Below are 19950 nucleotides of genomic sequence, written 5' to 3'. Positions count from 1 at the left end.
CGGGGAGATGATTAAATTTTCCATCAAAAAAGAGAAGAATGGCTAAAGCAAATGCGGCCCTGATTCAGGCGATTCGTCGGACGGCCGAAAAACTAAAAAAGGGCAACGACTATATGTGGGGCCATATGGGAAGCTGCAACTGCGGCAATCTGGCTCAGGAAATCACTCAGCTAACCAGGGCCGATATCCATGCCTATGCGATGAGAGGCCACGGCGACTGGTCGGATCAAATCAACGACTTCTGCCCCACCAGCGGCATGCCAATGGACTTGCTTATTAGCGAAATGCTGAGCGCAGGGCTTGACAGAGAAGACCTTGTTCACCTCGAAAGGCTTTCTGACCAGGAAGTGCTTGGCATGCTTCCCCTGACGGAACGGAACCTTCGCCACAACCACAGAGACGATGTGGTGAAGTACCTGATGACCTGGGCATCCGCTTTGGAGGATGAACTACTCGACAAAGTGAATATTTCCGATGCTACTCAGCCCTCGCTGCAAAAGCTATCTCTTCTTTAACGGATAGTAAAAAAAGAAACAGTCTTTGCTCTTGAATTTTTGATTGGGAAATATGGCCCAGTCGGCAATTCGCCCTTCAAATTGAAGTCCAGCCTTTTCCAGCACCCGCTTCGAGGCGGTGTTGTCCACATCGCAGCAGGCCCACAGGCGATACACCCAAACCTGGGCGGCAAACCAGGGCAGCATTTCGTTCAGCACCTCCACAATAAAGCCCTTACCCCAAAAAGCCGGCCCAAGAATATAGCCAAAAGACACTCTGCCCTTTTCATTGATAAAGCCAATTGAGCCAACAGGGGTGCCACTCAGGTCAAAAATCAGGTAAGTGAAGTCAGTGCCTGCATTCCATGCTTGCAGCGCATAGTCTACAAAAGGCAGCGTATCTTTTTCTACGGACTTGTGAGTAGGCCACGATATGTACCTTGTGGATTTTTTAACGGACGCATAAGTATTGAACACATGGGGCGTGTCAGTGGGCACAATCTTTCTTATTTTCAGTCTTTCTGTCTCAAACTGTTCCTTCACTTGAGGTGTGGTCATTGTTACCAATATTTCACTTAAGATTAAAAAATAATTTCGATAGTTGTAAACCACCAACCATACCTTGCTTCCAAACAATAGCACATGGAAGCAGAAAGAGAACTCGACGATTTATACTTTGACCTGTGGGACAACACATACGAAAAGACGGTGGTTGTAACCAGCGAAGACACGGACGATGAAGACGACGACACATTTTACGATGTGTCGGTTAGCCGAGAGAGCAGTTACAGAAGAATAGACGATCTGTAGTTTCCATTTCATACCTTTACCCCAGGTATGAAAGACATCATTCATCAATATTATAAAAAGGAGCTTGAGGGCTTCAAAATACTGGTTCAGGTCAACCCGGAGAGCTTTAGAGGCACGGAACTCATTGTCCATACCAATGGGCAAATAGAAAAAACCAAAAGGGTATTCGACAAAGATATTTTCGAAGACCTGGCGGCGGATGAATTCAAAGAAGGCAGCCCTCTCGAATTTAATCTGTACCTCAAAGGCCTGGTGGAATAAGGCAATCCCATCAAAGTTTGTTTTCTATTTGATTTTACCATTAATAATTCCATAACTTTGCAGCGGCAAATCGGTACGACCAGCTCCTGCTGAATCCCCCAGGTCCGGAAGGAAGCAAGGGTAAGCGGTTGTAGCGGTGCGATATTCGGTTTGCCATTTTTTATTTCCCTCCTTACAATTTAGCAGAGATTAACTAGCTTTGTAAGCATTCTTAAACCCCCTCATACTATGCAATTTTTCATCGATACAGCGAACCTTAGCGAGATTAAAGAAGCCAACGACCTGGGCGTGTTGGATGGTGTAACCACCAACCCAAGCCTGATGGCCAAAGAAGGCATTACAGGCAAAGAAAATATTCTGGCTCACTACAAGGCCATTTGCAAAATTGTGGATGACAACGTAAGCGCCGAAGTTATCTCCACCGACTTCGAAGGCATGATGAAGGAGGGAAAAGAGCTTGCCAAAATCGATGATAAAATTGTAGTAAAAGTGCCGATGATCCGTGACGGCGTGAAAGCCATCAAAGCTTTCTCTGCTGAGGGCATAAGAACCAACTGCACATTGGTATTTAGCTCAGGCCAGGCTATTCTGGCAGCCAAAGCCGGCGCCAGCTATGTGTCTCCTTTCATCGGAAGACTCGATGACATCTCTCATGACGGGCTTGACCTGATTGAGCAAATGGTGCAGATTTACACCAACTATGCTTTTGAAACGCAGATCCTGGCTGCATCGGTTCGCCACACCATGCACCTGATCAAATGTGCAGAAATAGGCGCCGACGTGGTTACCTGCCCGCTGAATGTTATAACAGCGCTGCTGAAGCACCCGTTGACTGACAGCGGTCTGGAGAAATTTCTGGCCGACTACAAAAAAGGCAACTCCTAACAAATGAGTGTCTCAGCAGTTGTATCTTCATCTACCATTGAAGATATGTATATTATCAAAGTAAAAGGCAAGGCCAAAATTCCAGACTACATCCAGCTGAGGGATGATAATTTTGTGCTTATTGCCTATTTCAGGGCTGACAGGCCTTTGAAAAACATTGAAAAGTACGGATTGGAGGGGAAGGAAGAAGCACTTCAAAAATTGATCACTGAGCTGCCTTTTGGCAAGCTCCAAAAGCTAAGCCTCTGAAAATGTCATTTAGTTCTGAACCCGTTGTTGCGATAAGTAATGCTACTGTGTTTCAGGAAAACAGCACGGTGCTAAATGACATTACGTTTGAGATTGAAAAAGGCGAGTTTGTTTACCTGATTGGAAGAACAGGAAGCGGAAAGTCATCTTTGCTAAAAACCCTCTACGCCGACCTTGCTTTAAGACTTGGTGACGCCACAGTGGCAAGTCACTCAATACGAAACATCAAAAGCTCAAAAGTACCTTACCTTCGCAGGAAAATAGGCATCGTGTTTCAGGACTTTCAGCTTTTCAGCGACAGAACGGTGTCGGAAAACCTTAACTTCGTGATGAAGGCCACCGGGTGGACTGACCGATCGAAAATGAAGGCCCGTGAGTCGGAAGTGCTGATGAAAGTAGGCCTGGGGTCAGTTGGCAACAAAATGCCTCACCAGCTTTCGGGTGGCGAACAGCAGCGGGTAGTGATTGCCCGGGCGCTGATCAACGAGCCTGCTATACTGCTGGCCGACGAGCCCACAGGTAACCTTGACCCAGACGTTTCTGATGGCATTTTCAAACTTTTTCTGGAAATCAACAACAGCGGTACCGCCATTCTGATGGCGACTCACAACCACGCCTTTCTGAAAAAATACCCCGGCCGGGTACTCAAATGTGAGGCCGGGCGCCTGCTCGATTCCAAAAAAGACAGCTTTAGTCTCTCCACAGAAGACTTCTAGACAAGCCTGAATTGCTTACTTTTAGCAGTTAGTTTCTGCGTCCAAATAGTTGGGGACAGAAGAAGTAATCAATGTATCCCAAGGCCCATGCCACAGCTTATCCAGGCAAAAACCATCCTCAACAAAACCAAAAGGCGTGACCCCTGGTTTCTGGACGACTACACTGTCAATCCCTACAGCGGCTGTTCTTTCAACTGCCTCTACTGCTATATCAGAGGTAGTAAATACGGCACGCACATGGAGGAAAAGCTGGCTGTAAAGGAAAATGCAGCGGCACTGCTTGATAAGGCCCTGGCGCTGCGAGCCCGAAAAGGACAATACGGCTACATAGTACTTTCTTCTGCAACAGACCCCTATTTACAAGCAGAAAAGACCTTTAAATTGACCAGAAGCCTGCTTGAGGTAATCTTAAAGTACAGGTTCCCCCTGCACATAATCACCAAGTCGGATCTTATCTCCAGAGATATTGATTTGCTGGAGGAAATAAAATGCAAGGCTATTTTGCCTGATGACCTCAAAGACAAAGCTCCCTCGGGCCTGCTGATTACCTTTTCATTCTCGACAGTTAATGACCAGCTCGCACATATTTTTGAGCCTGGCGCAACACCACCATCGAAAAGGCTCGTCACTCTCAGCGACTGCCTGAGCCAGCAATTTCATGCGGGTGTGAGCCTCATGCCGCTACTACCCTACCTGTCCGATACTGGCGAGCACCTTCATGAAATGATGGCTGCCTTTCGAAAGGTGGGTGCCCGGTACGTGATGCCAGCTAGCCTGACGCTGTTTGGCAATAATGCTGCTGATAGCAAGGTACTTGTGATGAAAGCCATTGCACAGCACTTTCCACATCTCACTGAGAAGTATTTGCGCTTCTTTGAGCACCGAAATGAAATGCCGAAATACTACACGGAAGCGCTTAATAAAAAAATGAAAGAACTGGCAGCAATGTACGGCCTGCCTGATCGGATTATTCCTCAACCTGCGTGATTGGGGATTTGTATGGTCAGCTTAGTGCCTTTATCAGGCTCTGAACTCAAAATTATGCTGCCCTTCAGCCGATCTACAGTTTCCTTTACAATGTACAATCCAAGACCAGCACCCGACTCAGATGTTTTGAAAAACATATTGAAGATCTGATTCCGGTATTCGGGGTCAATACCCACTCCGTTGTCTTCCACAGAAAAGATCGCCTTTTCTTCATCAACTACAGCCGATATTTTTATAAAGCGAGGCTCATCTGATAGCTTTTTCGAAAACCTGATAGCATTGGATATGAGGTTATCAAAGATAAAAGTGAGCCTCAGCGCATCAGAATGAAAGGGAATATCTTGTTTGATGTCCTTCTGAATGTCAATTGACTCAAACCTCTCCAGGTACCTGAAATTGAATATGCTTTCAGTAACAACCTTATCGAGATCGACCGCCACATACTCAAGGGTTTTGCGGGTGTTTTGAGAATAATCAAGTATGCCTCGTACAGTATTATCAAGCTTGACTATGCTTTGCTCCATCAAGCTCAGGTATTTCTCTACCTCAATTTGAGACACCCCATTTAGCTTTGATAACTGAATAAGGCCTAGCACCGAAGTAAGCGGCGCCCTGAGATTGTGTGACACCCGATAAACAAAACTATCCAGCTCTCCATTGATTTTCTTCAGTTGCCGGTTCTGCTTTTTCAAGTTATCCTCAGCTTCCTTGCGTTTTCTTTCTCCTTCCTTTTGATTAATGGCATTGTAAATAGCTGAAGAAAGGCGTGCCAGGTTATTCTTAAGTATATAGTCGTCGGCGCCCTGCTTGAGGCACAGCACGGCAAACTCTTCCGATACCGTACCAGTCACAAGTATGAAGGGTATATCTCCCAGCTTTTCTCTGCAAACTTTGAGCGCCTCAGTAGAATCAAACTGAGGAAGCAAGTGATCGGACAGCACCAAGTCCGGTTTGAAGTCAATCAGTTGGGTTACATAATCATCCCTGTTGTCCACCACAACGTCTTCAAATACAACGCCTTGCTTCCTAAGATTTATCTTTAAGAGATCAGCGTCCTCTTCAAAATCCTCCAGGATCAATATTCGCAAAGAACTGGGCTTGTTCATTGGTCAGTTAGGTTGTGATTGCCCGGATAGTAGTTGGTTCTCAGCCAGAAATCGCCAACGCACAGCATCTCCTGTTTGAATCTTTCAAACTGCACGTGTTTCCTCACAAAACCGTTCACCCCGAGGGAGTAAGACTCCCGAACCACGTTATCGTCGCCACAAGATGACATGATCACGATAGGGATGTGTTTTTTCAGCTCGTCTTGTTTTATTTTTCGTAAAACTTCCAGCCCACCCACCTTTGGCATGTCCAGATCCAGCAACATGAGAATAGGAGGCCTTCTGAATGAAGCTGAAAAGAAATAATCAAGAGCCGCCGCTCCATCAGAGAAATGCACAACACTCGTGATCAACTTTCCTGATTTGAGCACCCTGGTGGTGAGCTCGGCGTCTTCTTCGCTATCATCCACAATCACCAGATATCGTTCTTCCTCTGTTTCAGATATCATCTTTCATATTTTTTATCGGTAAACTGAAGTAAAATGTTGATCCTTTGTCAGGCATAGACTCTGCCCATATCTCCCCCCCATGCCTGGTAACAATCCGATGGCTCAAAGCCAACCCAACACCAGTGCCCTCATATTCCTTTGGGCTGTGCAGTCGCTGGAAAACTGCGAATAGTTTATCATAGTAGGCCATATCAAAGCCTACACCGTTGTCCTTTATAAAGTACACTTGCCGGTGTGATTCGGAATAACAGCCAAATGTTAGCTCAGCCCGGTAAAGTTTGGAGGAGTATTTGATGGCATTTGAAATAAGGTTGTTCCAAACCTGCCGTATCGTTTTTTTATCCCCCCAGGCATCAAGAGCTATTTCATTTTTCAAGAAAATCTTGGGATCATCGTTCCGCACCTCCATTTCTTCCAGCACACTTTGCACCAGCAATTTCATGTTAAAGGTAGACTTGATCAGCTCCTTCCGGCCCAGACGTGAAAAATCAAGCAGGTCGTCGATAAGCCGTGACATCCGGGCAGCGTTTCGCAGCACAATATTGATCAGTCTTTTACCCTCGTCGTCAAGTTTGTCGTTGTACTCTTCCGCAATAATCTTCGTATAACTATCAATTGACCGCAAAGGCGCCCGTAAGTCGTGCGAAACTGAGTAACTAAACGCTTCCAATTCCTCATTCAAAAAATGGGCTTTATCTTCTGCCTGCTTTCTGGCAGTGATATCGAAGATAGAAGCACGGTCTTTAACAAATTTTTTATTTTCATCGACTACAGCCGTTGCATTCAATATAGCCGGGAAAGAAGTACCGTCACTTCTAACAAGCTCGAATTCAACAGCATCCGCCCTCCCACCTTCTTTGAACAATTGGAAATTCGATCTGAAAACCTCCCGCTCTTCCTCCTTCAATAAATCTGAGAAATTCTTCTTGTGTAATACCTCCTCCTTGCTGTAGCCCAGCCAGCGCACCAGCGTGTTGTTTATCTCAATAAAGTTACCCCTATCATTAAGAGAATGATAGCCGCAAGGTGCATTGTCGTACAAATCCCTTATTTCCTCGGAGCGTTGCCGTAGTGCATTTTCAGCAACCTGACGCTCCTTCATCCGGCCCCGAAAAATATACAATGTAATCATAATGATCACCAGAATAATCAACCCAAAGGCGACATACAATTGGTAGAACTGGCGGTTGGCAGCGTTAGCAAGACCTACCCGTCTGCTTAGCAAATCTCTTTCACGGCTTTTCATTGCCTCCGACACTTTTCTGATGGCATCGGTAAGCCGCTTGCCAGTCAGCGAATTTCGATTCGGCGGAGTTGGCAGTTGGTCAATACCCGCACTTTCTATGGTTCCCAATGCAATCTTTTGTGCTATCAACTGCCCCAGAGTATCCAAGCTTCCAAGCTGCCCGGCATTATCGGCGACCAACTTTTTCAGGCTATCCAGGTGTACGGCAATATCCCTGCTTCTCTGTTTGTAGGTATCCTCAAAGGATTTATCCCCATAGATGATAAAGCCTCGCCGGCTCGACTCAATTTCAAGCAGATTTGAATAAATCTCTTCAATTTGAAAAAGCACTTCGTGTGTGTGCGACACTTCAAAGGTGATGGAACGAAATTGTGACATATTCCGGTAGGAAAAGAACATGGTGACAACCAGAAGCAAAAAAGCCGTCGCAAATCCCCCAATAATACGTTTATCAACTTCTGATAGCATTTTGTCTTCTCATAAAGGCTGCGGAATGAATCAGAAGCCACAGCCCACTTTTCTGTTATTTTGTCATAATTATTAATCTTTCAAAAAGCCAATCCACACCACAAAAAGTCGGCTAGAAGTGATATGGGGTAATTATTTATAATAAAAATTGCAAAATACCAACAAATAAGATAAATATTACCAGACTAAAAACACCGAATTACTTCTGACACCTGTTATAAATCTATAGAATTTACAGAAACAAGTTCCAACCACCCATCAATTAAGACAATGCGTTTCATTTCATAATATTGAATACCAGCCACTAACACGAATAACTTTTTTTTATATAAAAAGTAATAATCTTCAATATTTGCCTTGAAAAAAATGCAGCCTCATTGCAGCTAAATATGACTAATGCCGATGGAGGTAATGGCTTTAAAAAAACATGGAACTTGTTATCTCTCATGCGAACGAAAATGCTTTCAGGTTCCGTAATCAACTGACTTATGGCCGCTGGTCAAATCCGTCGTTCAAAACTTGAAATAAGGTTTTACTTTTGCCGGAACCTCTTAAACAATACCCCTACTACGTGAAGTATTTTTTACTCCTGGTTACGCTGTTGAGTTTAACACGGCATGTCACCTTTGCTCAGAAAAAAAATGAAGACTATAAGCTCCACATCCAAAAGGCATCTTCACCAATAGTTATCGACGGTGCCATGGATGAGCAGGCCTGGCTCGACGCCGACGTCGCTACCGACTTCTTTAGTATCCTGCCCATGGATACCAGCTTTGCCAGGGTGCGCACCGATGTGCGCATGACCTACAACGACCACACCCTTTATCTGATAGCCACTTGTTTTCATGGGCCAATAGAAGGCCCGTACTACGTGGAGTCACTGCGACGGGATTTTAGCTTCGGGAAGAACGACAACTTCCTGCTGTTTATGGATCCTTTCGATGATCAGACCAATGGTTTCAGTTTTGGTGCCAATGCGGCCGGAGCACAATGGGATGGCATTATGTACAATGGGGGTTCGGTAGATCTAAGCTGGGACAACAAATGGACGTCCGCAGTAAAAAACTACGACGACCGCTACGTGTTCGAAATGGCCGTGCCTTTCAAAAGCATCCGATACAAAAATGGCATTACCAACTGGGGCATCAATTTCAGTCGTCTCGACCTGAAAACAACCGAGAAGTCGAGTTGGGCGCCTGTGCCACGACAGTTTCCCAGTGCTTCGCTGGCTTACACCGGCATACTCGTTTGGGATCAGCCGCCACCGGCTGCCGGCCCTAACATCTCGGTGATTCCCTATACACTCGGTCGTGTGACGAAGAACTATGAAGAAGACACCGACGCCGACGTGACTGGCGATGTGGGGGCCGATGCCAAAATAGCGCTCACCTCATCCCTCAACCTCGACTTTACTATCAATCCCGACTTCTCGCAGGTTGATGTAGACAGGCAGGTAACCAACCTCGATCGCTTTGAATTGTTCTTTCCTGAGCGCCGACAGTTTTTTCTGGAAAACGGTGACCTCTTTGCCAATTTTGGCTATTCTTCCATTCGCCCCTTCTTTTCCCGGAGAGTTGGGCTGGGAGTGCCCATTCAGTTTGGTGCCAGGCTCAGTGGAAGAATTAACCGCAACTGGCGGATAGGATTGATGGATATGCAAACGGGAAAGGTGGAAAAGACCGCCCTTCCATCGCAAAACTTTGCCGTGATGGCGCTGCAACGGCGGGTGTTTGCCCGTTCTAATATAGGCTTCCTGTTTGTGAACAAAGAGTCGATCAACTACACGCCTGACCTCAGCTCGGATAAGCCGGTTTACTCGCAGTACAACCGCAACATGGGGCTGGAGTATAACCTGGCCACGTCAAACAACAAGCTGACCGGCAAAGCACTCTTCCTCAAGTCGTTTAGCCCCGACGTGAAAGGGCAGGACTTCACCCAGGCGGCCAACCTGCAGTATTCCGGGAGGAAATTAACCGTTGCCTGGCAGCACGAATATGTGGGCAAAAACTTTACTGCCGAGGCAGGCTACGTGCCCCGCAAAAACTTCGTTAGACTGTCGCCACAGGTGAGCTACAACTTTTTCCCGAAAGGCAAGCTACTGCTCAGCCACGGGCCTACATTGGGCACCTACACCGTGTTCAAACCGGACTTCTACCTGACCGACAACACCACCTTCGGTAGCTACAATTTCGTTTTCAGAAAGCAGGAGAGATTTACCGTGTGGCGGGGCTACGATTATGTGGAGCTGTTATTTCCATTTGACCCCACCAACTCAGGCAAGGACAGCCTGCAAACAGGCAGCAAGCACAATTGGGCCTCGTGGGGCACCGAGTTTAGCAGTCGGCCACAAAGTGTTTTTACCTACGGGTTCAGCACCCGCTACGGTGGTTACTATAACGACGGCATCCGGTTTAACTTCACCACCGATATTGGCTACCGGTTCCAGCCATACGTAAGCATTGCCCTCAGCTCGAGCTACAACAAGATTGTGATGTCAGAACCATGGAACACCACCAAATTCTGGCTGATTGGCCCACGCCTTGACGTGACCATGACCAACAAGCTTTATCTCACAGGCTTTTTGCAGTACAACGACCAGCAGGACAATGTGAACCTGAATGCACGGATTCAGTGGCGCTATGCTCCGGCGTCAGATTTGTTCATTGTGTATACCGACAATTACCTGCCCACGCCTTATGAGCCGGGGCTGTTCAATGTAAAAAACAGGGCCATCGTACTGAAGTTTACTTACTGGTGGAATATTTAACCCAACAAAAAAGCCGGCTGTTACACCGGCTTTTGTTTTGCCTTAACCCTAGTTTTTAAAACTATTCGGCTGCGTTAGCTGCTTCGACATGGCCGCCCCAATGAGTGCTTCCAGAGGTGTGCCGCCTTTACCGTCGTTCCCCATAATCATTGTTTGAGGGAAGTTTAGCTTGGCTATTTCACCTGCCACACCAATGGCAGTCTTGTATTCCCATTCGGCCCTTTCCTGTGGCGTAAGACCAGCCGTTACCAGTTTGGCGTTTTCGTAGGCCTGTGCATCGGCTGCCACTCTTCGCTGCTCGGATTTCAGCCTTTCAGTCTCGAGAGCAATGGCCGCCAGCTCTTTATTGGTGCGCTCCTGCTTCAGCTTGGTTTCTATCGAAATCAGCTGCTTCACCTGCTCCTTTTCCTGCGTAACCCGCTCGGCTGACTTGTCTCTTTCACCCTCGGCAATGATCCTCGACTGTGCGGCTTTGGCAGTTTCTACCTTTTGCTGCTCAATCTGCCGCTTGGCCGATTCGTCACGCTGGGCCTCCAACCGCTGCTTAAAGGTGGGCTCCAGCTCCACGTCATCCACAATCACCTGAGAAACGATGATGTTGTTTTCTGTCAGCTCATGTGGAATTCGCTTTGGCACCCCATTTTCCAACACTTTCTCCACTGTGTACCTGGCACGTATTTCCTTGATCGTCCGGTCTTCTCTGTCCATCTGTATTTCGTTGAAAACAGTATCCTTCGATTCTATCTTGATCACCGCATACGCTCCATCTTTTAGTTGCTCGTCCAGCGTCTGCCTGAAGCTTTGTGCCTCACCCGAGATGTAGTCCTGCGCAGCGAACATATAGCCAGTGTTGTTGGTCTGCTCCCTGATGGTCGGTATCAGTGTGTTCTGCACCAGGTTCTCCATGCTTCGGTATTTGATAGCGATGTTGATGAAGTCCTCCTCGTTAGAAGGCAACTGAAACCGGCCTGAGATCATTACAGTGGCTGTTACCTGATCGATAAAGCGGATAGGTATCGGACGCATTACACCCTCTATCTCCTTGCTGTCGGCGCCTTCAGCTAACACCTTCACGTCAATGAACTTTTGCCAGGGAGTGATTTTCGCAAAACCTCTCCATTTTATACCCTGATCCATTTCCACCCCGGTGTTGCCTGTGGGGTAGACCAGGAAGTACTGATAACCCGGCTCTGCCCAGAAAAACATGTAGGGGATGGCGACCAAAAGAGCGCCTGCCAGAACGGTGGCCAATGCTGTTCCCCGTGAAAAGAGCATAAAAAAAGCCGGTAACCGGCTGTCTGAATTTGGATCGCTAAATGACGACATTCGCCCCGACAGCGCAGATTTAAAGAAGAGCATCAAAAGCCCGAAGATAATTGCCAAAATTCCCAATATTGTCATAGTTTTATGGTTTTAAGTTTAACATTCATTTCAATATATTATACTGAATATTGAATATAAATGTTACTATAATTTCGACGAACTGATATTTTTAAACGATTATTCTGAATATTTAAAATATAATAGAATTTTATCTCACAGACATATTACACTGAATATAAGCATATTACAATATGACTTTTCGAAGGTAACCCCTTGTAAAGGAATATTTCTTCTTTTGACAAAACCGGGGCAGGCCTTGGCGTTCATCATCGGCAGAACGCCTGATTTGGAGCGCAGTACTTTCCTGGTGTAGCCTATTTTCGCTGCCTTTGCATAGCGTCATGGGCATACTAGTATTTCAATCCAATTGATCTGGCCGTAGTTTTTGTACGGATTTTTTAGAATAGATGATTCATTACATCTTAATTATTTCTATTTTGAAGGAATAATTATCTAACTATTACAACCAAACCAACCTAACTATGAAAAAGATAGCATTCTTTTTTCTGTCAACCTTTCTCCTGGGAGCATGCTCACAAACAGAAAAAACTTCCGCCAGCGATGAGGCTACAGTGGAAGGCGTGGCCAGCTCCGACGAAAGCGAAGCAGGCGCACAGCCACTCGCCGCAGTTTGCGTATGGGACAATCTTTCCGTAAGAGCTGAGCCTAACTCGAAAAGCAAGTACATCACCTCGATCAGCATAGGGGAAACACTGACCCTGCTGGGAGAATCCGCCGTTGACTCTGCCGACAACAACCGGGCATATGCCAAGGTAAGCCTTGCCGATGGCAAGGAGGGCTGGGCACAGAGCCTGTTGGTGATTGAAGGAGGTACTGCGGCTGTATTTACAGATGATGTTTCTATATACAAAAGACCCGATCTACTCACCAAGTCCGACAAAAGCTTCAGCCAAATGGACATCGTAGCCATCAAAAGCCTACAGGACGACTGGGCGGAAGTTGTTGGCAAACGCAACGAAGGCACCTGGATAGAAACAGGCTGGGTGAAAAAAGAGAATTTGTCGCCAAAGCCTGTTGATATTGCTGCCGCCAAATTTGGCAGGATCGCACTCAACGAAAAAGACATGGAAAAAAGAAAGCAGGCCATTTCCGACATTATAAACAACCCTGATTTCTCTGGCTCCACGTTTATTCCCAGGCTGGAGGGCGAGTTGGAAGGAATGGATATTGACCCACTGGCTGAGCCAGCAGACAGTGCTAGCACACAGCAGTAATTCCCACTTTTATATGGCTCGCTCTACCGGGCGGGCCACATATTTGCTTCTTTTGTGGAGTGATGCAAAAGCTATATACCTCAGGCGATTGGTCGTTCTTCCTCAGTGAAGTATTCCACCCCAGGTTTCTGGCTCCCACCGGACACTACGTGCAATGGAAACTCGCCAACGAGTGGGACGACTACAATGAGCTGACCCATGCTACCCGTTTTTTTGATGAGGCGCAAAAGAAAGCGCCCCTGGAGGTAGATTCACACTTGCTAATGAAGGGAGAAGAACTGAAGGGCGCTCTTTTCATAATACATGGCGACCTGCCGTCCGTTGAATCCAGGTATCCGATACAAGAGCCGGAAAAATCCCTTATTCTCAAATACTTCCACATCATGGAGCGGGGCCAGGGCATTGGGCAACAGTGGCTTAAAGAAGTAGTGATGCCCGTCTACGGAACACTGGGTTACACTGACATCTACCTTAGCTCCAGCCACCCAAAATCATTTGGTTTCTATGAGAAGTTTGGAGAGGAAATAGCCAGCTACACCTCCCCGAGCGATAATGGACTATTTACAAGGGAGGGGAAATGTTTTAGGATAGCGATTGAATGACAACGGGAAGCCGAAAAGCCTCCCGCCCAACGTCATTCTTGCCTGCTGAAATGAAAAATAGGCATGGTCGATCCGACGATGGGGGAAAATTCCTCATTCCAGTTAAGTGCTAACCTGAAAGGAATAAGTAGAAGTGGTGTACGCCGAAGTAAGAAACCAGCAAGAAGGACACATCGGCGGAGGTTATGTGCCTCAGACTACAAAAGCTCAGATGAGCCCATAAGGACTCTCTTAAGTAACCCAGGTTTAATAGGCTACTGCGCTACTTGAGTAAATTTTCGTAGTCTAAGCGTCCGAGCCGAGGCAAAGTTCACCCTACTGTAACGAATACTCATCCACCCCGGGCACTTCCTCATTTACTGAGATTAGTGACTAAACCTGCCCTATTTTAGTTTTCATAAACATCATCCGTCTTATGAAAACCAACGTATTGAGATTTTTTGTCATGCTTCTTCTGCTGGCAGGTTGCCAGGAACAGATCGAGCTCATCGAGCCGCAGGACATCAACCTGCTGACCGAGGCTTTGACCGACGACGACCTTGAAATGAACGACCAGGGCATCCCCACCGTGGTCTTCAGAACGACCAATAAAGGCAAGCACAAAGTAGTGGTTAGAGACTACTCGGTGGTGCCCGACGAGAAGGGAAAAACGGTGCTTACGATCAGCTCCAAAGACAATCATGGAGGAAGCGAGCACCTCACCTTAAACTTCGGGAAAATTGACACACAGTACTCCATCCCCTACACCCCGGCCAGCAATGGCTACGAGGGCTCTGTGATCACTATCGACTTGAAGTATTATGACAGCAAAGGCAACCTGGTGCAATCACATCAATACGATGCCTATGTGGATGAAAAAGGCAAAACTACCTTGCAGGCGCCCATCCTTGGTGACCTAACTATTCTCAGCACAGGTGCCAGCGGCAAAGAGGGCTTCCAGCTAGCTGTATCCATTCCCATTTACAACGACCCGGCAAGCGTGGTGAGCAAGATAGACATCGCCTTCACGGAATCCATGAGCGGCATGAAGCCGCCGGAGAAGATTACACTAAGCGAGCTACAGAAAAAACTTGGCACAGTAAACAGTCTTGTCTGGACACCCACTGATCCTACAGGCGGCATCTTCAACACTACTGTGACCATGGCCGACTTGGAAGGAATAATTATCGGGGAACCAGGTGGCGGACAAACCACCATTCAAAAAGCCGATTTCACAGGCCGTATCAAAAGAATCAGGATCAGAAAGCGCCGTGAAGACAGTTACTTCAGAACGTCTGTGGTGCTTGATGGCAACGGTGCTTCAAGCATCGTAGAACACGTCGATTTCATGGTCAAAACTGAAAACGGTGTGATAGAGCAGGTTGCCTACCCCACAGCCCAAAGCATTGATAACGATGAAAACGGTGGCACTACCTACGTGGCCAAAGGTGCTGGTGACATGTTGGAAACCGACAAGGCTTACAGCGTAACGGCGATCCTAATGGGCTTCGATGGAAAACCTTTGAGCGCCTTTACTGAATATGTGGTGGTGGAAGGGCCCTGCTGCGGCCGGATTCGCAGGATAAGGATCAGAGAAAACAACAGCGGCACTAATTTCAGGGTCATTGTTGATGAAAACGCCGACCCAACGAATGAGCCCGCTTCCTATGTGCAAGTGAAGTTCAACAACTTATACGGTAATCCGGCACCCACGCCCGAAACAGCTATCCTAACCTTAACCAAATCCAACTCTGAAAAAGGACTCAACACCTATGTGTATAAGCCGCTCACTTTTGAGGGCAAAGCCAGGCCAATTGAGACAATCTATAGCATTACTGCTACCATGCTTCGTGCCGACGGTAGTGCCACTGGCGAGCCTTATACAAGTGATGTGATAGTGGAGGAAAAGGAGCAGGAGATTTCCATTATCACCACCACAACAGACGGAGGAAAAACATGGGACTTTCAAATGGAAATCGCTGGTTTTAATCACAATGAAGATGTTTTGAAAGTGGGTTTTGAGCAACCATACCCAGGCCCTGAGCCCGTTCAAAACACCGTTTCCTTTGTGAAACAGGTAAATTCAGACAACCGCAAGGTTTACGTATTGAACGGATTTGAATTCAAGGGCGACGCCACAGGCACCGAATACCCAGTAGTGGTGTACCTCAACAAACATCCTATCGGATTAAAGTTGGGCATCAGCAAAGGCTGGGAAAGCAACTGGTACGGCGGATGAGCAGGTTTTATTCGAATAAAATCTACCAGATAAATAAAGGCCTCAATAAAAAGGTAATTACAATAAACAAGTTGGCAGCACAGGTAAACCCCGTATCATTTTGATGCGGGGTTTTTTATTTGCCTCCCCTTTTAAACTCTGTCATAAATTATCCATCTTAACGCCAAATCACGTGAAAAGCGGTGAATGGTTGATGAAAAAAAATGGCTGGAGGAGATAGCAGGCGGCAGCGAGGAAGCACTGGAATTGCTGTACCAGCACTACTCGAACCGGGTTTACAACACCATCATCAGCTTCACCAAAAGTGCTGAAGACGCCGAAGAAGTGCTTCAGGATGTGTTTGTCACCGTTTTCCAAACGGCAGCTGGCTTTCGGTTCGACTCGTCGGTCAGTACCTGGATTTACCGCATTGCCGTTAATAAATCTCTCGATTTTCTCAGAAAAAAGAACAGCCGCAAGCGCCTCGGCATCTTCAGTTCCATCTACATACGTGATTCAGCAGAGGTCAAGCATGATATCGCCGACTTTGCGCATCCCGGCGTCAAAATGGAGAATGCCGAAGAGAGTAAATTACTCTTCAGGGTGATCGACGAGCTGTCGGAAAATCAACGAACAGCTTTCATCCTTACGCAAGTGGAGGGGCTGCCTCAGCAGGAGGTGGCTGACATTATGAACGTGAGTCGAAAATCAGTGGAGTCGCTATTGCAGCGGGCAAAAGCCAATTTGAGGGTTGCTTTAGAAAAATATTACCCCGGCCGAGGGAATTCAAACAAAACAACGTCATAACGATATGGAAGATTGGAAAGACAAAATTATGAACAGCCTGGAGGGCTTGGAGAAAGCCCAGCCACCTGCCAATGCTTTTTCAAAAATTCAGCAAAAAATCCATGCGCTTTCACCAAAGAAAAAGCAGCGAAGCGACAATTGGATGGCGGTAGCAGCAGCGATAGTGTTGATGGTTTGCAGCAACATATTCTTCATTTCCAGTTATGTCAGCAGCACCGAAACCAATAGTCAATTGCAAAGCTATACGGATTTGATTTCGAGCTATAATATTTACGCAGAATGAACACCCACAGAATTTACCAGATAGGCCTTTTTGTTATGCTGGCGATGAATATCATCCTTCTCTTCCTCATGTTCAGAGGGCCTAAGTTTCCGCCTCGCCCTTTAGGTAAAGAAGATATGATGAAAAGGATCAGCCAGCAGTTAGCCCTTACAAGCGACCAGGAGCAGCGCTATTTCAAAATGGCGCAAGGCCATCAAATGGCCATGATGGATATTGAAAGAGAGCAGCGGTCACTATTGAAAGCTTATTTCTCTAACCTCAGGGAGGCGTCTTCTGACTCACTTACCCAGGCAACCCGGATGACACAGCTATCAGCGCTGGAAGAAAAAAAAATTACTTTGACCTATCAACATTTTGAAGCGCTAAAGGCCCTGTGTACACCAGCTCAGTTAACTCATTTCGATGATATTACCGAAAAAATAACTCAGGTGCTGACCGGCGCTGAAAAAAACGCTCCCCCTCCTCCGAGGGATTTCTAAAAGGTTTGCGTCTATAGCTGAAGTACAAAAAAAAAAACTAAATATGCACTTGATTAAACTGAATGTCTTCACCCTCGCCCTAAGTGGGGCAATTTGTGTCTCTTGCGGAAGCAATGACTCGTCGGGTACCGACCCTAAGGGTGCCACGGTAGAGCTGCACGCAGCCTTTGCGGCTTTCGACACCGACAATACCACCATCATGCTCGATGGTGAAGAGGTAATCATAGAGTCGAACGGGCTACCCAATCACACGTCGCCCTACTGGTCCAACACCACTACCCGCACGGCAATAGACCCGATGGGCAACACTTTAACAACCCCTGCTGCAGCGGTAAATCATCCGCTGTTTGTGGAGCCTACAGTCACTTCTTACAAGCAAATGGCTCCCGGCAACATCGACGATTTCAATGGTTCGTACACCCTTACGGTGCCTGCTGTTCCTGCCAAAGCTTCCAGGTCGTCGGCCACCGGCCTCGGGGCGATAGGTATTGCTGTGAGCGGCGCCATGATTTACAACGACGAGGAAGGGCCAAATGTGCCGCTGGATGGTGCAGCTCCTTCGCTCGACTACAATGGCGCACACACCGGCCCTCAAAGCTATCACTATCACCTGGAGCCCGTGGCCTGGTCAAAAGATGACGACAACCTGATAGGTATCATCTCCGACGGTTTCTTCCTTTATGGCAGAAAGTGTACCTCCACCGGCACTTACCCAGCTGATTTGGATGCTTCGGGTGGGCATACCAGCACCACAAAGTACAGCAGTGATGAAGAGTATCACTACCACATTCAAAACGAACTCTACCTCAACAAGTACTATATCCTTTTCCCTGGCGACTATCAAGGCACAGCTAATGCCATTAACTAGCATTCATATCCTTCTGATCATTGCTGGTCTGTTGTCGGGCCAGTCGATGAAAAAAAGCAATCACACTGCGAGTGCAAACAGCGGGGTTGAAGTAGCCGATGAATTGGTGACCCTGCATGCCAATGAAGGGATGGTGTATTACAAAGGCACTCCCTTCACAGGCATCAGCGTGGCGCAATATCCCACCGGCAAGACAGCTGAGAAAGTCTCCTACGTCGAAGGCCGCAAGGAAGGCCTTCAGCGCAAGTGGTTTCCTGATGGCACCCCAAGCTATGAGGCTCAGTACCACGCCAACAAACTTCACGGAACGGTGAAATCGTGGTGGGCCAACGGACAACTGCGCACAGTATCCCATTTCAATGAAGGAAAAGCCCACGGCCTGCAGCAACAATGGTTCGCCAGCGGCAGTCTCTTCAAAGAGCTCAATATGGTTGACGGCAAAGAGGAAGGGCTTCAGCGTGCCTGGCGTGAAAACGGCAAAATCTACGTCAACTACGAGGCAAAGAACGGACGAATATTTGGTCTGAAACGAGCCAACTTATGTTACGAGCTAAATGATGAAACTATTCAATACAGTGAATAAGGCACTTCACTTTTCGGTTCTGATATTGTTCCTGTTCGGTTGCGAATCGAAGCAGCAAACCACCAGCAGAGTGGAAGAGCTCCCCTACTATGAGGAGGCTACCTTCACACCCAAGTGGTTTGACTCGCCAGCACAGCTTCCCGCCGACTTTCACCAGGTACCAGCGTTTGCACTCGTCAACCAGCTGGGCGACACCATTACCGAAAAGGACATGGCGGGAAAAATCTACGTGATAGATTTTTTCTTCACCACCTGCCCAGGCATTTGCCCTAAGCTTACAGGTAATATGGCATTGGTGCAAGAGGCATTTCTGGAAGACGACCAGGTGCTACTACTTTCTCACTCTGTAACGCCCGACTACGACAATGTGGCTGTGCTGAAAGAATACGCAGATGTGAAGGGAGTAGTGGATGGGAAATGGCACATGCTCACTGGAGACAGAGACCAAATTTACAACCTGGGCCGAAATGCCTATTTTGTAGAAGAAGACCTCGGGCTTGAAAAAGACCCCGACGATTTTATTCATACCGAAAATATGGTACTGATCGACGGCAACAGGCACATACGAGGCATCTATAACGGACTAAACAAAGCAGCCATCAGTCAACTGATGGCTGACATTAAAACACTTGAAAAGTCGAACATTCTTTAAAAACATTCATATGAAAAAATTAGCGCTGATCGTCGGATTCATTGGTCTTAGCTACCTGAGCCACGCTCAACCCAACCAACAAAGACAAGGCCCTCCTTCGGTAGAAGAAAGAGTAAAGCGTGCCACCAAAGAGCTCGACTTAACAGACGCCCAGGTGGAACAATGGACGACGATTCACAAAAAATATGAGGCTTCAATGAAAGACCGGTCAAAAGCTGAGGCTACGCAGAAGGCTATGAGCAAGGAATTGGAGGCCACTTTGACCGAAGAGCAGTTAAAAAAGTTCGAAAAAATGAAGAAGCAAGGGCCTCCGAAACGGAATTAGCCAATGCTGATAAGGTTTTTCGGCTGCGCCTTTCATTGAAGAGTCAACGATTCGGTTCCTTTTATAGTCACACTTGGCGGCACTTTCTTCTTAGCTGT

Annotated in this window: 23 protein-coding genes and 1 other RNA gene; 19 read left to right on the top strand and 5 right to left on the bottom strand. The window is 47.0% G+C overall.

Annotated features, from left to right (window positions below; translation table 11 throughout):
- Positions 1–38: 38 nt before the first annotated feature.
- Positions 39–515 carry a hypothetical protein gene (locus tag ACMVP2_RS17660; RefSeq protein ID WP_416864431.1) on the top strand — a complete coding sequence of 159 codons (477 nt, stop codon included), beginning with the start codon at positions 39–41 and terminating at the stop codon, positions 513–515.
- On the opposite strand, the gene ACMVP2_RS17655 is transcribed toward ACMVP2_RS17660, so the two are convergent.
- Entirely contained in the window at positions 501–1052 is a 552-nt protein-coding gene (locus tag ACMVP2_RS17655; protein ID WP_339810528.1) for a GNAT family N-acetyltransferase, read from the bottom strand. The two genes, ACMVP2_RS17660 and ACMVP2_RS17655, sit on opposite strands and share 15 nt — an antisense overlap.
- An 84-nt stretch (positions 1053–1136) precedes the next feature.
- Here ACMVP2_RS17655 and ACMVP2_RS17650 point away from each other — a divergent pair, with 84 nt between their 5' ends.
- The 7 genes from ACMVP2_RS17650 (at position 1137) to ACMVP2_RS17620 (ending at position 4402) form a co-directional block, all read left to right on the top strand.
- A complete protein-coding gene (locus tag ACMVP2_RS17650) occupies positions 1137–1304 on the top strand; it encodes a hypothetical protein (RefSeq protein ID WP_193217949.1) in 168 nt (55 codons plus the stop codon).
- 27 nt (positions 1305–1331) lie between these two features.
- Positions 1332–1565, top strand: coding sequence for a hypothetical protein (locus ACMVP2_RS17645; RefSeq protein WP_416864430.1), 234 nt, complete (start codon positions 1332–1334; stop codon positions 1563–1565).
- Positions 1566–1627: 62 nt separating this feature from the next.
- Positions 1628–1725: signal recognition particle sRNA small type (ffs, locus tag ACMVP2_RS17640), an RNA gene on the top strand.
- A gap of 68 nt (positions 1726–1793) precedes the next feature.
- Complete coding sequence (gene fsa / locus ACMVP2_RS17635) at positions 1794–2450, top strand: fructose-6-phosphate aldolase (RefSeq protein ID WP_152000509.1); 657 nt, start codon at positions 1794–1796, stop codon at positions 2448–2450.
- Positions 2451–2495: 45 nt separating this feature from the next.
- Positions 2496–2699 (top strand): fructose-6-phosphate aldolase, encoded by a 204-nt coding sequence (locus tag ACMVP2_RS17630; protein WP_152000535.1) that lies wholly within the window; start codon positions 2496–2498, stop codon positions 2697–2699.
- A gap of 2 nt (positions 2700–2701) precedes the next feature.
- Entirely contained in the window at positions 2702–3415 is a 714-nt protein-coding gene (locus ACMVP2_RS17625; RefSeq protein WP_317490196.1) for a cell division ATP-binding protein FtsE, read from the top strand.
- Positions 3416–3502: 87 nt separating this feature from the next.
- Entirely contained in the window at positions 3503–4402 is a 900-nt protein-coding gene (locus ACMVP2_RS17620) for a radical SAM protein (protein WP_416864429.1), read from the top strand.
- On the opposite strand, the gene ACMVP2_RS17615 is transcribed toward ACMVP2_RS17620, so the two are convergent.
- From ACMVP2_RS17615 to ACMVP2_RS17605, 3 genes are read right to left on the bottom strand one after another with little or no spacing between them, the layout of a single operon-like run.
- Positions 4390–5508 carry a sensor histidine kinase gene (locus ACMVP2_RS17615; RefSeq protein ID WP_416864428.1) on the bottom strand — a complete coding sequence of 373 codons (1119 nt, stop codon included), beginning with the start codon at positions 5506–5508 and terminating at the stop codon, positions 4390–4392. The genes ACMVP2_RS17620 and ACMVP2_RS17615 overlap by 13 nt on opposite strands.
- Positions 5505–5957: a response regulator gene (locus tag ACMVP2_RS17610; RefSeq protein ID WP_416864427.1), complete on the bottom strand. Its 453-nt coding sequence runs from the start codon at positions 5955–5957 to the stop codon at positions 5505–5507. The genes ACMVP2_RS17615 and ACMVP2_RS17610 overlap by 4 nt, the downstream gene beginning before the upstream one ends.
- Complete coding sequence (locus ACMVP2_RS17605) at positions 5947–7581, bottom strand: CHASE3 domain-containing protein (protein WP_416864426.1); 1635 nt, start codon at positions 7579–7581, stop codon at positions 5947–5949. The genes ACMVP2_RS17610 and ACMVP2_RS17605 overlap by 11 nt, the downstream gene beginning before the upstream one ends.
- A gap of 661 nt (positions 7582–8242) precedes the next feature.
- Between ACMVP2_RS17605 and ACMVP2_RS17600 the strand changes: the two genes are divergently transcribed.
- Positions 8243–10438, top strand: a complete 2196-nt coding sequence (locus tag ACMVP2_RS17600; protein ID WP_416864425.1) for a DUF5916 domain-containing protein — start codon at positions 8243–8245, stop codon at positions 10436–10438.
- 48 nt (positions 10439–10486) lie between these two features.
- Here ACMVP2_RS17600 and ACMVP2_RS17595 read toward each other — a convergent pair whose 3' ends face one another.
- The gene (locus tag ACMVP2_RS17595; RefSeq protein ID WP_416864424.1) at positions 10487–11839 is read right to left on the bottom strand and encodes an SPFH domain-containing protein; all 1353 of its coding nucleotides are present in this window, start codon (positions 11837–11839) and stop codon (positions 10487–10489) included.
- A gap of 464 nt (positions 11840–12303) precedes the next feature.
- Between ACMVP2_RS17595 and ACMVP2_RS17590 the strand changes: the two genes are divergently transcribed.
- The 10 genes from ACMVP2_RS17590 to ACMVP2_RS17545 all read left to right on the top strand — a co-directional run bounded on the left by ACMVP2_RS17590 (position 12304) and on the right by ACMVP2_RS17545 (position 19852).
- On the top strand, positions 12304–13056 hold the full coding sequence (locus ACMVP2_RS17590) for an SH3 domain-containing protein (protein ID WP_416864423.1): 753 nt from the start codon (positions 12304–12306) through the stop codon (positions 13054–13056).
- A gap of 62 nt (positions 13057–13118) precedes the next feature.
- On the top strand, positions 13119–13658 hold the full coding sequence (locus tag ACMVP2_RS17585; protein WP_416864422.1) for a hypothetical protein: 540 nt from the start codon (positions 13119–13121) through the stop codon (positions 13656–13658).
- Between the two features lie 415 nt (positions 13659–14073).
- Positions 14074–15876 carry a hypothetical protein gene (locus ACMVP2_RS17580; protein ID WP_416864421.1) on the top strand — a complete coding sequence of 601 codons (1803 nt, stop codon included), beginning with the start codon at positions 14074–14076 and terminating at the stop codon, positions 15874–15876.
- A gap of 186 nt (positions 15877–16062) precedes the next feature.
- A complete protein-coding gene (locus ACMVP2_RS17575) occupies positions 16063–16662 on the top strand; it encodes an RNA polymerase sigma factor (RefSeq protein ID WP_416864420.1) in 600 nt (199 codons plus the stop codon).
- Positions 16663–16666: 4 nt separating this feature from the next.
- Positions 16667–16945 carry a hypothetical protein gene (locus tag ACMVP2_RS17570; protein ID WP_416864419.1) on the top strand — a complete coding sequence of 93 codons (279 nt, stop codon included), beginning with the start codon at positions 16667–16669 and terminating at the stop codon, positions 16943–16945.
- Positions 16942–17424 carry a hypothetical protein gene (locus ACMVP2_RS17565; RefSeq protein ID WP_339793114.1) on the top strand — a complete coding sequence of 161 codons (483 nt, stop codon included), beginning with the start codon at positions 16942–16944 and terminating at the stop codon, positions 17422–17424. The genes ACMVP2_RS17570 and ACMVP2_RS17565 overlap by 4 nt, the downstream gene beginning before the upstream one ends.
- A gap of 43 nt (positions 17425–17467) precedes the next feature.
- Entirely contained in the window at positions 17468–18292 is an 825-nt protein-coding gene (locus ACMVP2_RS17560; RefSeq protein WP_416864418.1) for a YHYH protein, read from the top strand.
- The gene (locus ACMVP2_RS17555) at positions 18279–18875 is read left to right on the top strand and encodes a toxin-antitoxin system YwqK family antitoxin (protein ID WP_416864417.1); all 597 of its coding nucleotides are present in this window, start codon (positions 18279–18281) and stop codon (positions 18873–18875) included. The genes ACMVP2_RS17560 and ACMVP2_RS17555 overlap by 14 nt, the downstream gene beginning before the upstream one ends.
- The gene (locus ACMVP2_RS17550) at positions 18847–19527 is read left to right on the top strand and encodes an SCO family protein (protein ID WP_416864416.1); all 681 of its coding nucleotides are present in this window, start codon (positions 18847–18849) and stop codon (positions 19525–19527) included. The genes ACMVP2_RS17555 and ACMVP2_RS17550 overlap by 29 nt, the downstream gene beginning before the upstream one ends.
- A gap of 10 nt (positions 19528–19537) precedes the next feature.
- A complete protein-coding gene (locus tag ACMVP2_RS17545; RefSeq protein ID WP_416864415.1) occupies positions 19538–19852 on the top strand; it encodes a Spy/CpxP family protein refolding chaperone in 315 nt (104 codons plus the stop codon).
- Positions 19853–19950: the final 98 nt, after the last annotated feature.

The organism is Imperialibacter sp. (genome assembly GCF_048007035.1).
Taxonomy (GTDB): Bacteria; Bacteroidota; Bacteroidia; order Cytophagales; family Cyclobacteriaceae; genus Imperialibacter.
Note: the sequence above shows the minus strand (reverse complement) of the source record. Positions and strands in the feature narration are given on the sequence as shown.

What these genes read in the sequence shown, in the direction of transcription:
- ACMVP2_RS17585 (WP_416864422.1), top strand. Translation starts at nt 13,119, where the DNA reads ATGCAAAAGCTATATACCTCAGGCGATTGGTCGTTCTTCCTCAGTGAA.
- ACMVP2_RS17625 (WP_317490196.1), top strand. Translation starts at nt 2,702, where the DNA reads ATGTCATTTAGTTCTGAACCCGTTGTTGCGATAAGTAATGCTACTGTG.
- ACMVP2_RS17610 (WP_416864427.1), bottom strand. Translation starts at nt 5,957, where the DNA reads ATGATATCTGAAACAGAGGAAGAACGATATCTGGTGATTGTGGATGAT.
- ACMVP2_RS17575 (WP_416864420.1), top strand. Translation starts at nt 16,063, where the DNA reads ATGGTTGATGAAAAAAAATGGCTGGAGGAGATAGCAGGCGGCAGCGAG.
- fsa (WP_152000509.1), top strand. Translation starts at nt 1,794, where the DNA reads ATGCAATTTTTCATCGATACAGCGAACCTTAGCGAGATTAAAGAAGCC.
- ACMVP2_RS17655 (WP_339810528.1), bottom strand. Translation starts at nt 1,052, where the DNA reads ATGACCACACCTCAAGTGAAGGAACAGTTTGAGACAGAAAGACTGAAA.
- ACMVP2_RS17580 (WP_416864421.1), top strand. Translation starts at nt 14,074, where the DNA reads ATGAAAACCAACGTATTGAGATTTTTTGTCATGCTTCTTCTGCTGGCA.
- ACMVP2_RS17550 (WP_416864416.1), top strand. Translation starts at nt 18,847, where the DNA reads ATGATGAAACTATTCAATACAGTGAATAAGGCACTTCACTTTTCGGTT.
- ACMVP2_RS17645 (WP_416864430.1), top strand. Translation starts at nt 1,332, where the DNA reads ATGAAAGACATCATTCATCAATATTATAAAAAGGAGCTTGAGGGCTTC.
- ACMVP2_RS17565 (WP_339793114.1), top strand. Translation starts at nt 16,942, where the DNA reads ATGAACACCCACAGAATTTACCAGATAGGCCTTTTTGTTATGCTGGCG.
- ACMVP2_RS17650 (WP_193217949.1), top strand. Translation starts at nt 1,137, where the DNA reads ATGGAAGCAGAAAGAGAACTCGACGATTTATACTTTGACCTGTGGGAC.
- ACMVP2_RS17605 (WP_416864426.1), bottom strand. Translation starts at nt 7,581, where the DNA reads ATGTCACAATTTCGTTCCATCACCTTTGAAGTGTCGCACACACACGAA.
- ACMVP2_RS17630 (WP_152000535.1), top strand. Translation starts at nt 2,496, where the DNA reads ATGTATATTATCAAAGTAAAAGGCAAGGCCAAAATTCCAGACTACATC.
- ACMVP2_RS17615 (WP_416864428.1), bottom strand. Translation starts at nt 5,508, where the DNA reads ATGAACAAGCCCAGTTCTTTGCGAATATTGATCCTGGAGGATTTTGAA.
- ACMVP2_RS17545 (WP_416864415.1), top strand. Translation starts at nt 19,538, where the DNA reads ATGAAAAAATTAGCGCTGATCGTCGGATTCATTGGTCTTAGCTACCTG.
- ACMVP2_RS17660 (WP_416864431.1), top strand. Translation starts at nt 39, where the DNA reads ATGGCTAAAGCAAATGCGGCCCTGATTCAGGCGATTCGTCGGACGGCC.
- ACMVP2_RS17590 (WP_416864423.1), top strand. Translation starts at nt 12,304, where the DNA reads ATGAAAAAGATAGCATTCTTTTTTCTGTCAACCTTTCTCCTGGGAGCA.
- ACMVP2_RS17620 (WP_416864429.1), top strand. Translation starts at nt 3,503, where the DNA reads ATGCCACAGCTTATCCAGGCAAAAACCATCCTCAACAAAACCAAAAGG.
- ACMVP2_RS17560 (WP_416864418.1), top strand. Translation starts at nt 17,468, where the DNA reads ATGCACTTGATTAAACTGAATGTCTTCACCCTCGCCCTAAGTGGGGCA.
- ACMVP2_RS17595 (WP_416864424.1), bottom strand. Translation starts at nt 11,839, where the DNA reads ATGACAATATTGGGAATTTTGGCAATTATCTTCGGGCTTTTGATGCTC.
- ACMVP2_RS17555 (WP_416864417.1), top strand. Translation starts at nt 18,279, where the DNA reads ATGCCATTAACTAGCATTCATATCCTTCTGATCATTGCTGGTCTGTTG.
- ACMVP2_RS17570 (WP_416864419.1), top strand. Translation starts at nt 16,667, where the DNA reads ATGGAAGATTGGAAAGACAAAATTATGAACAGCCTGGAGGGCTTGGAG.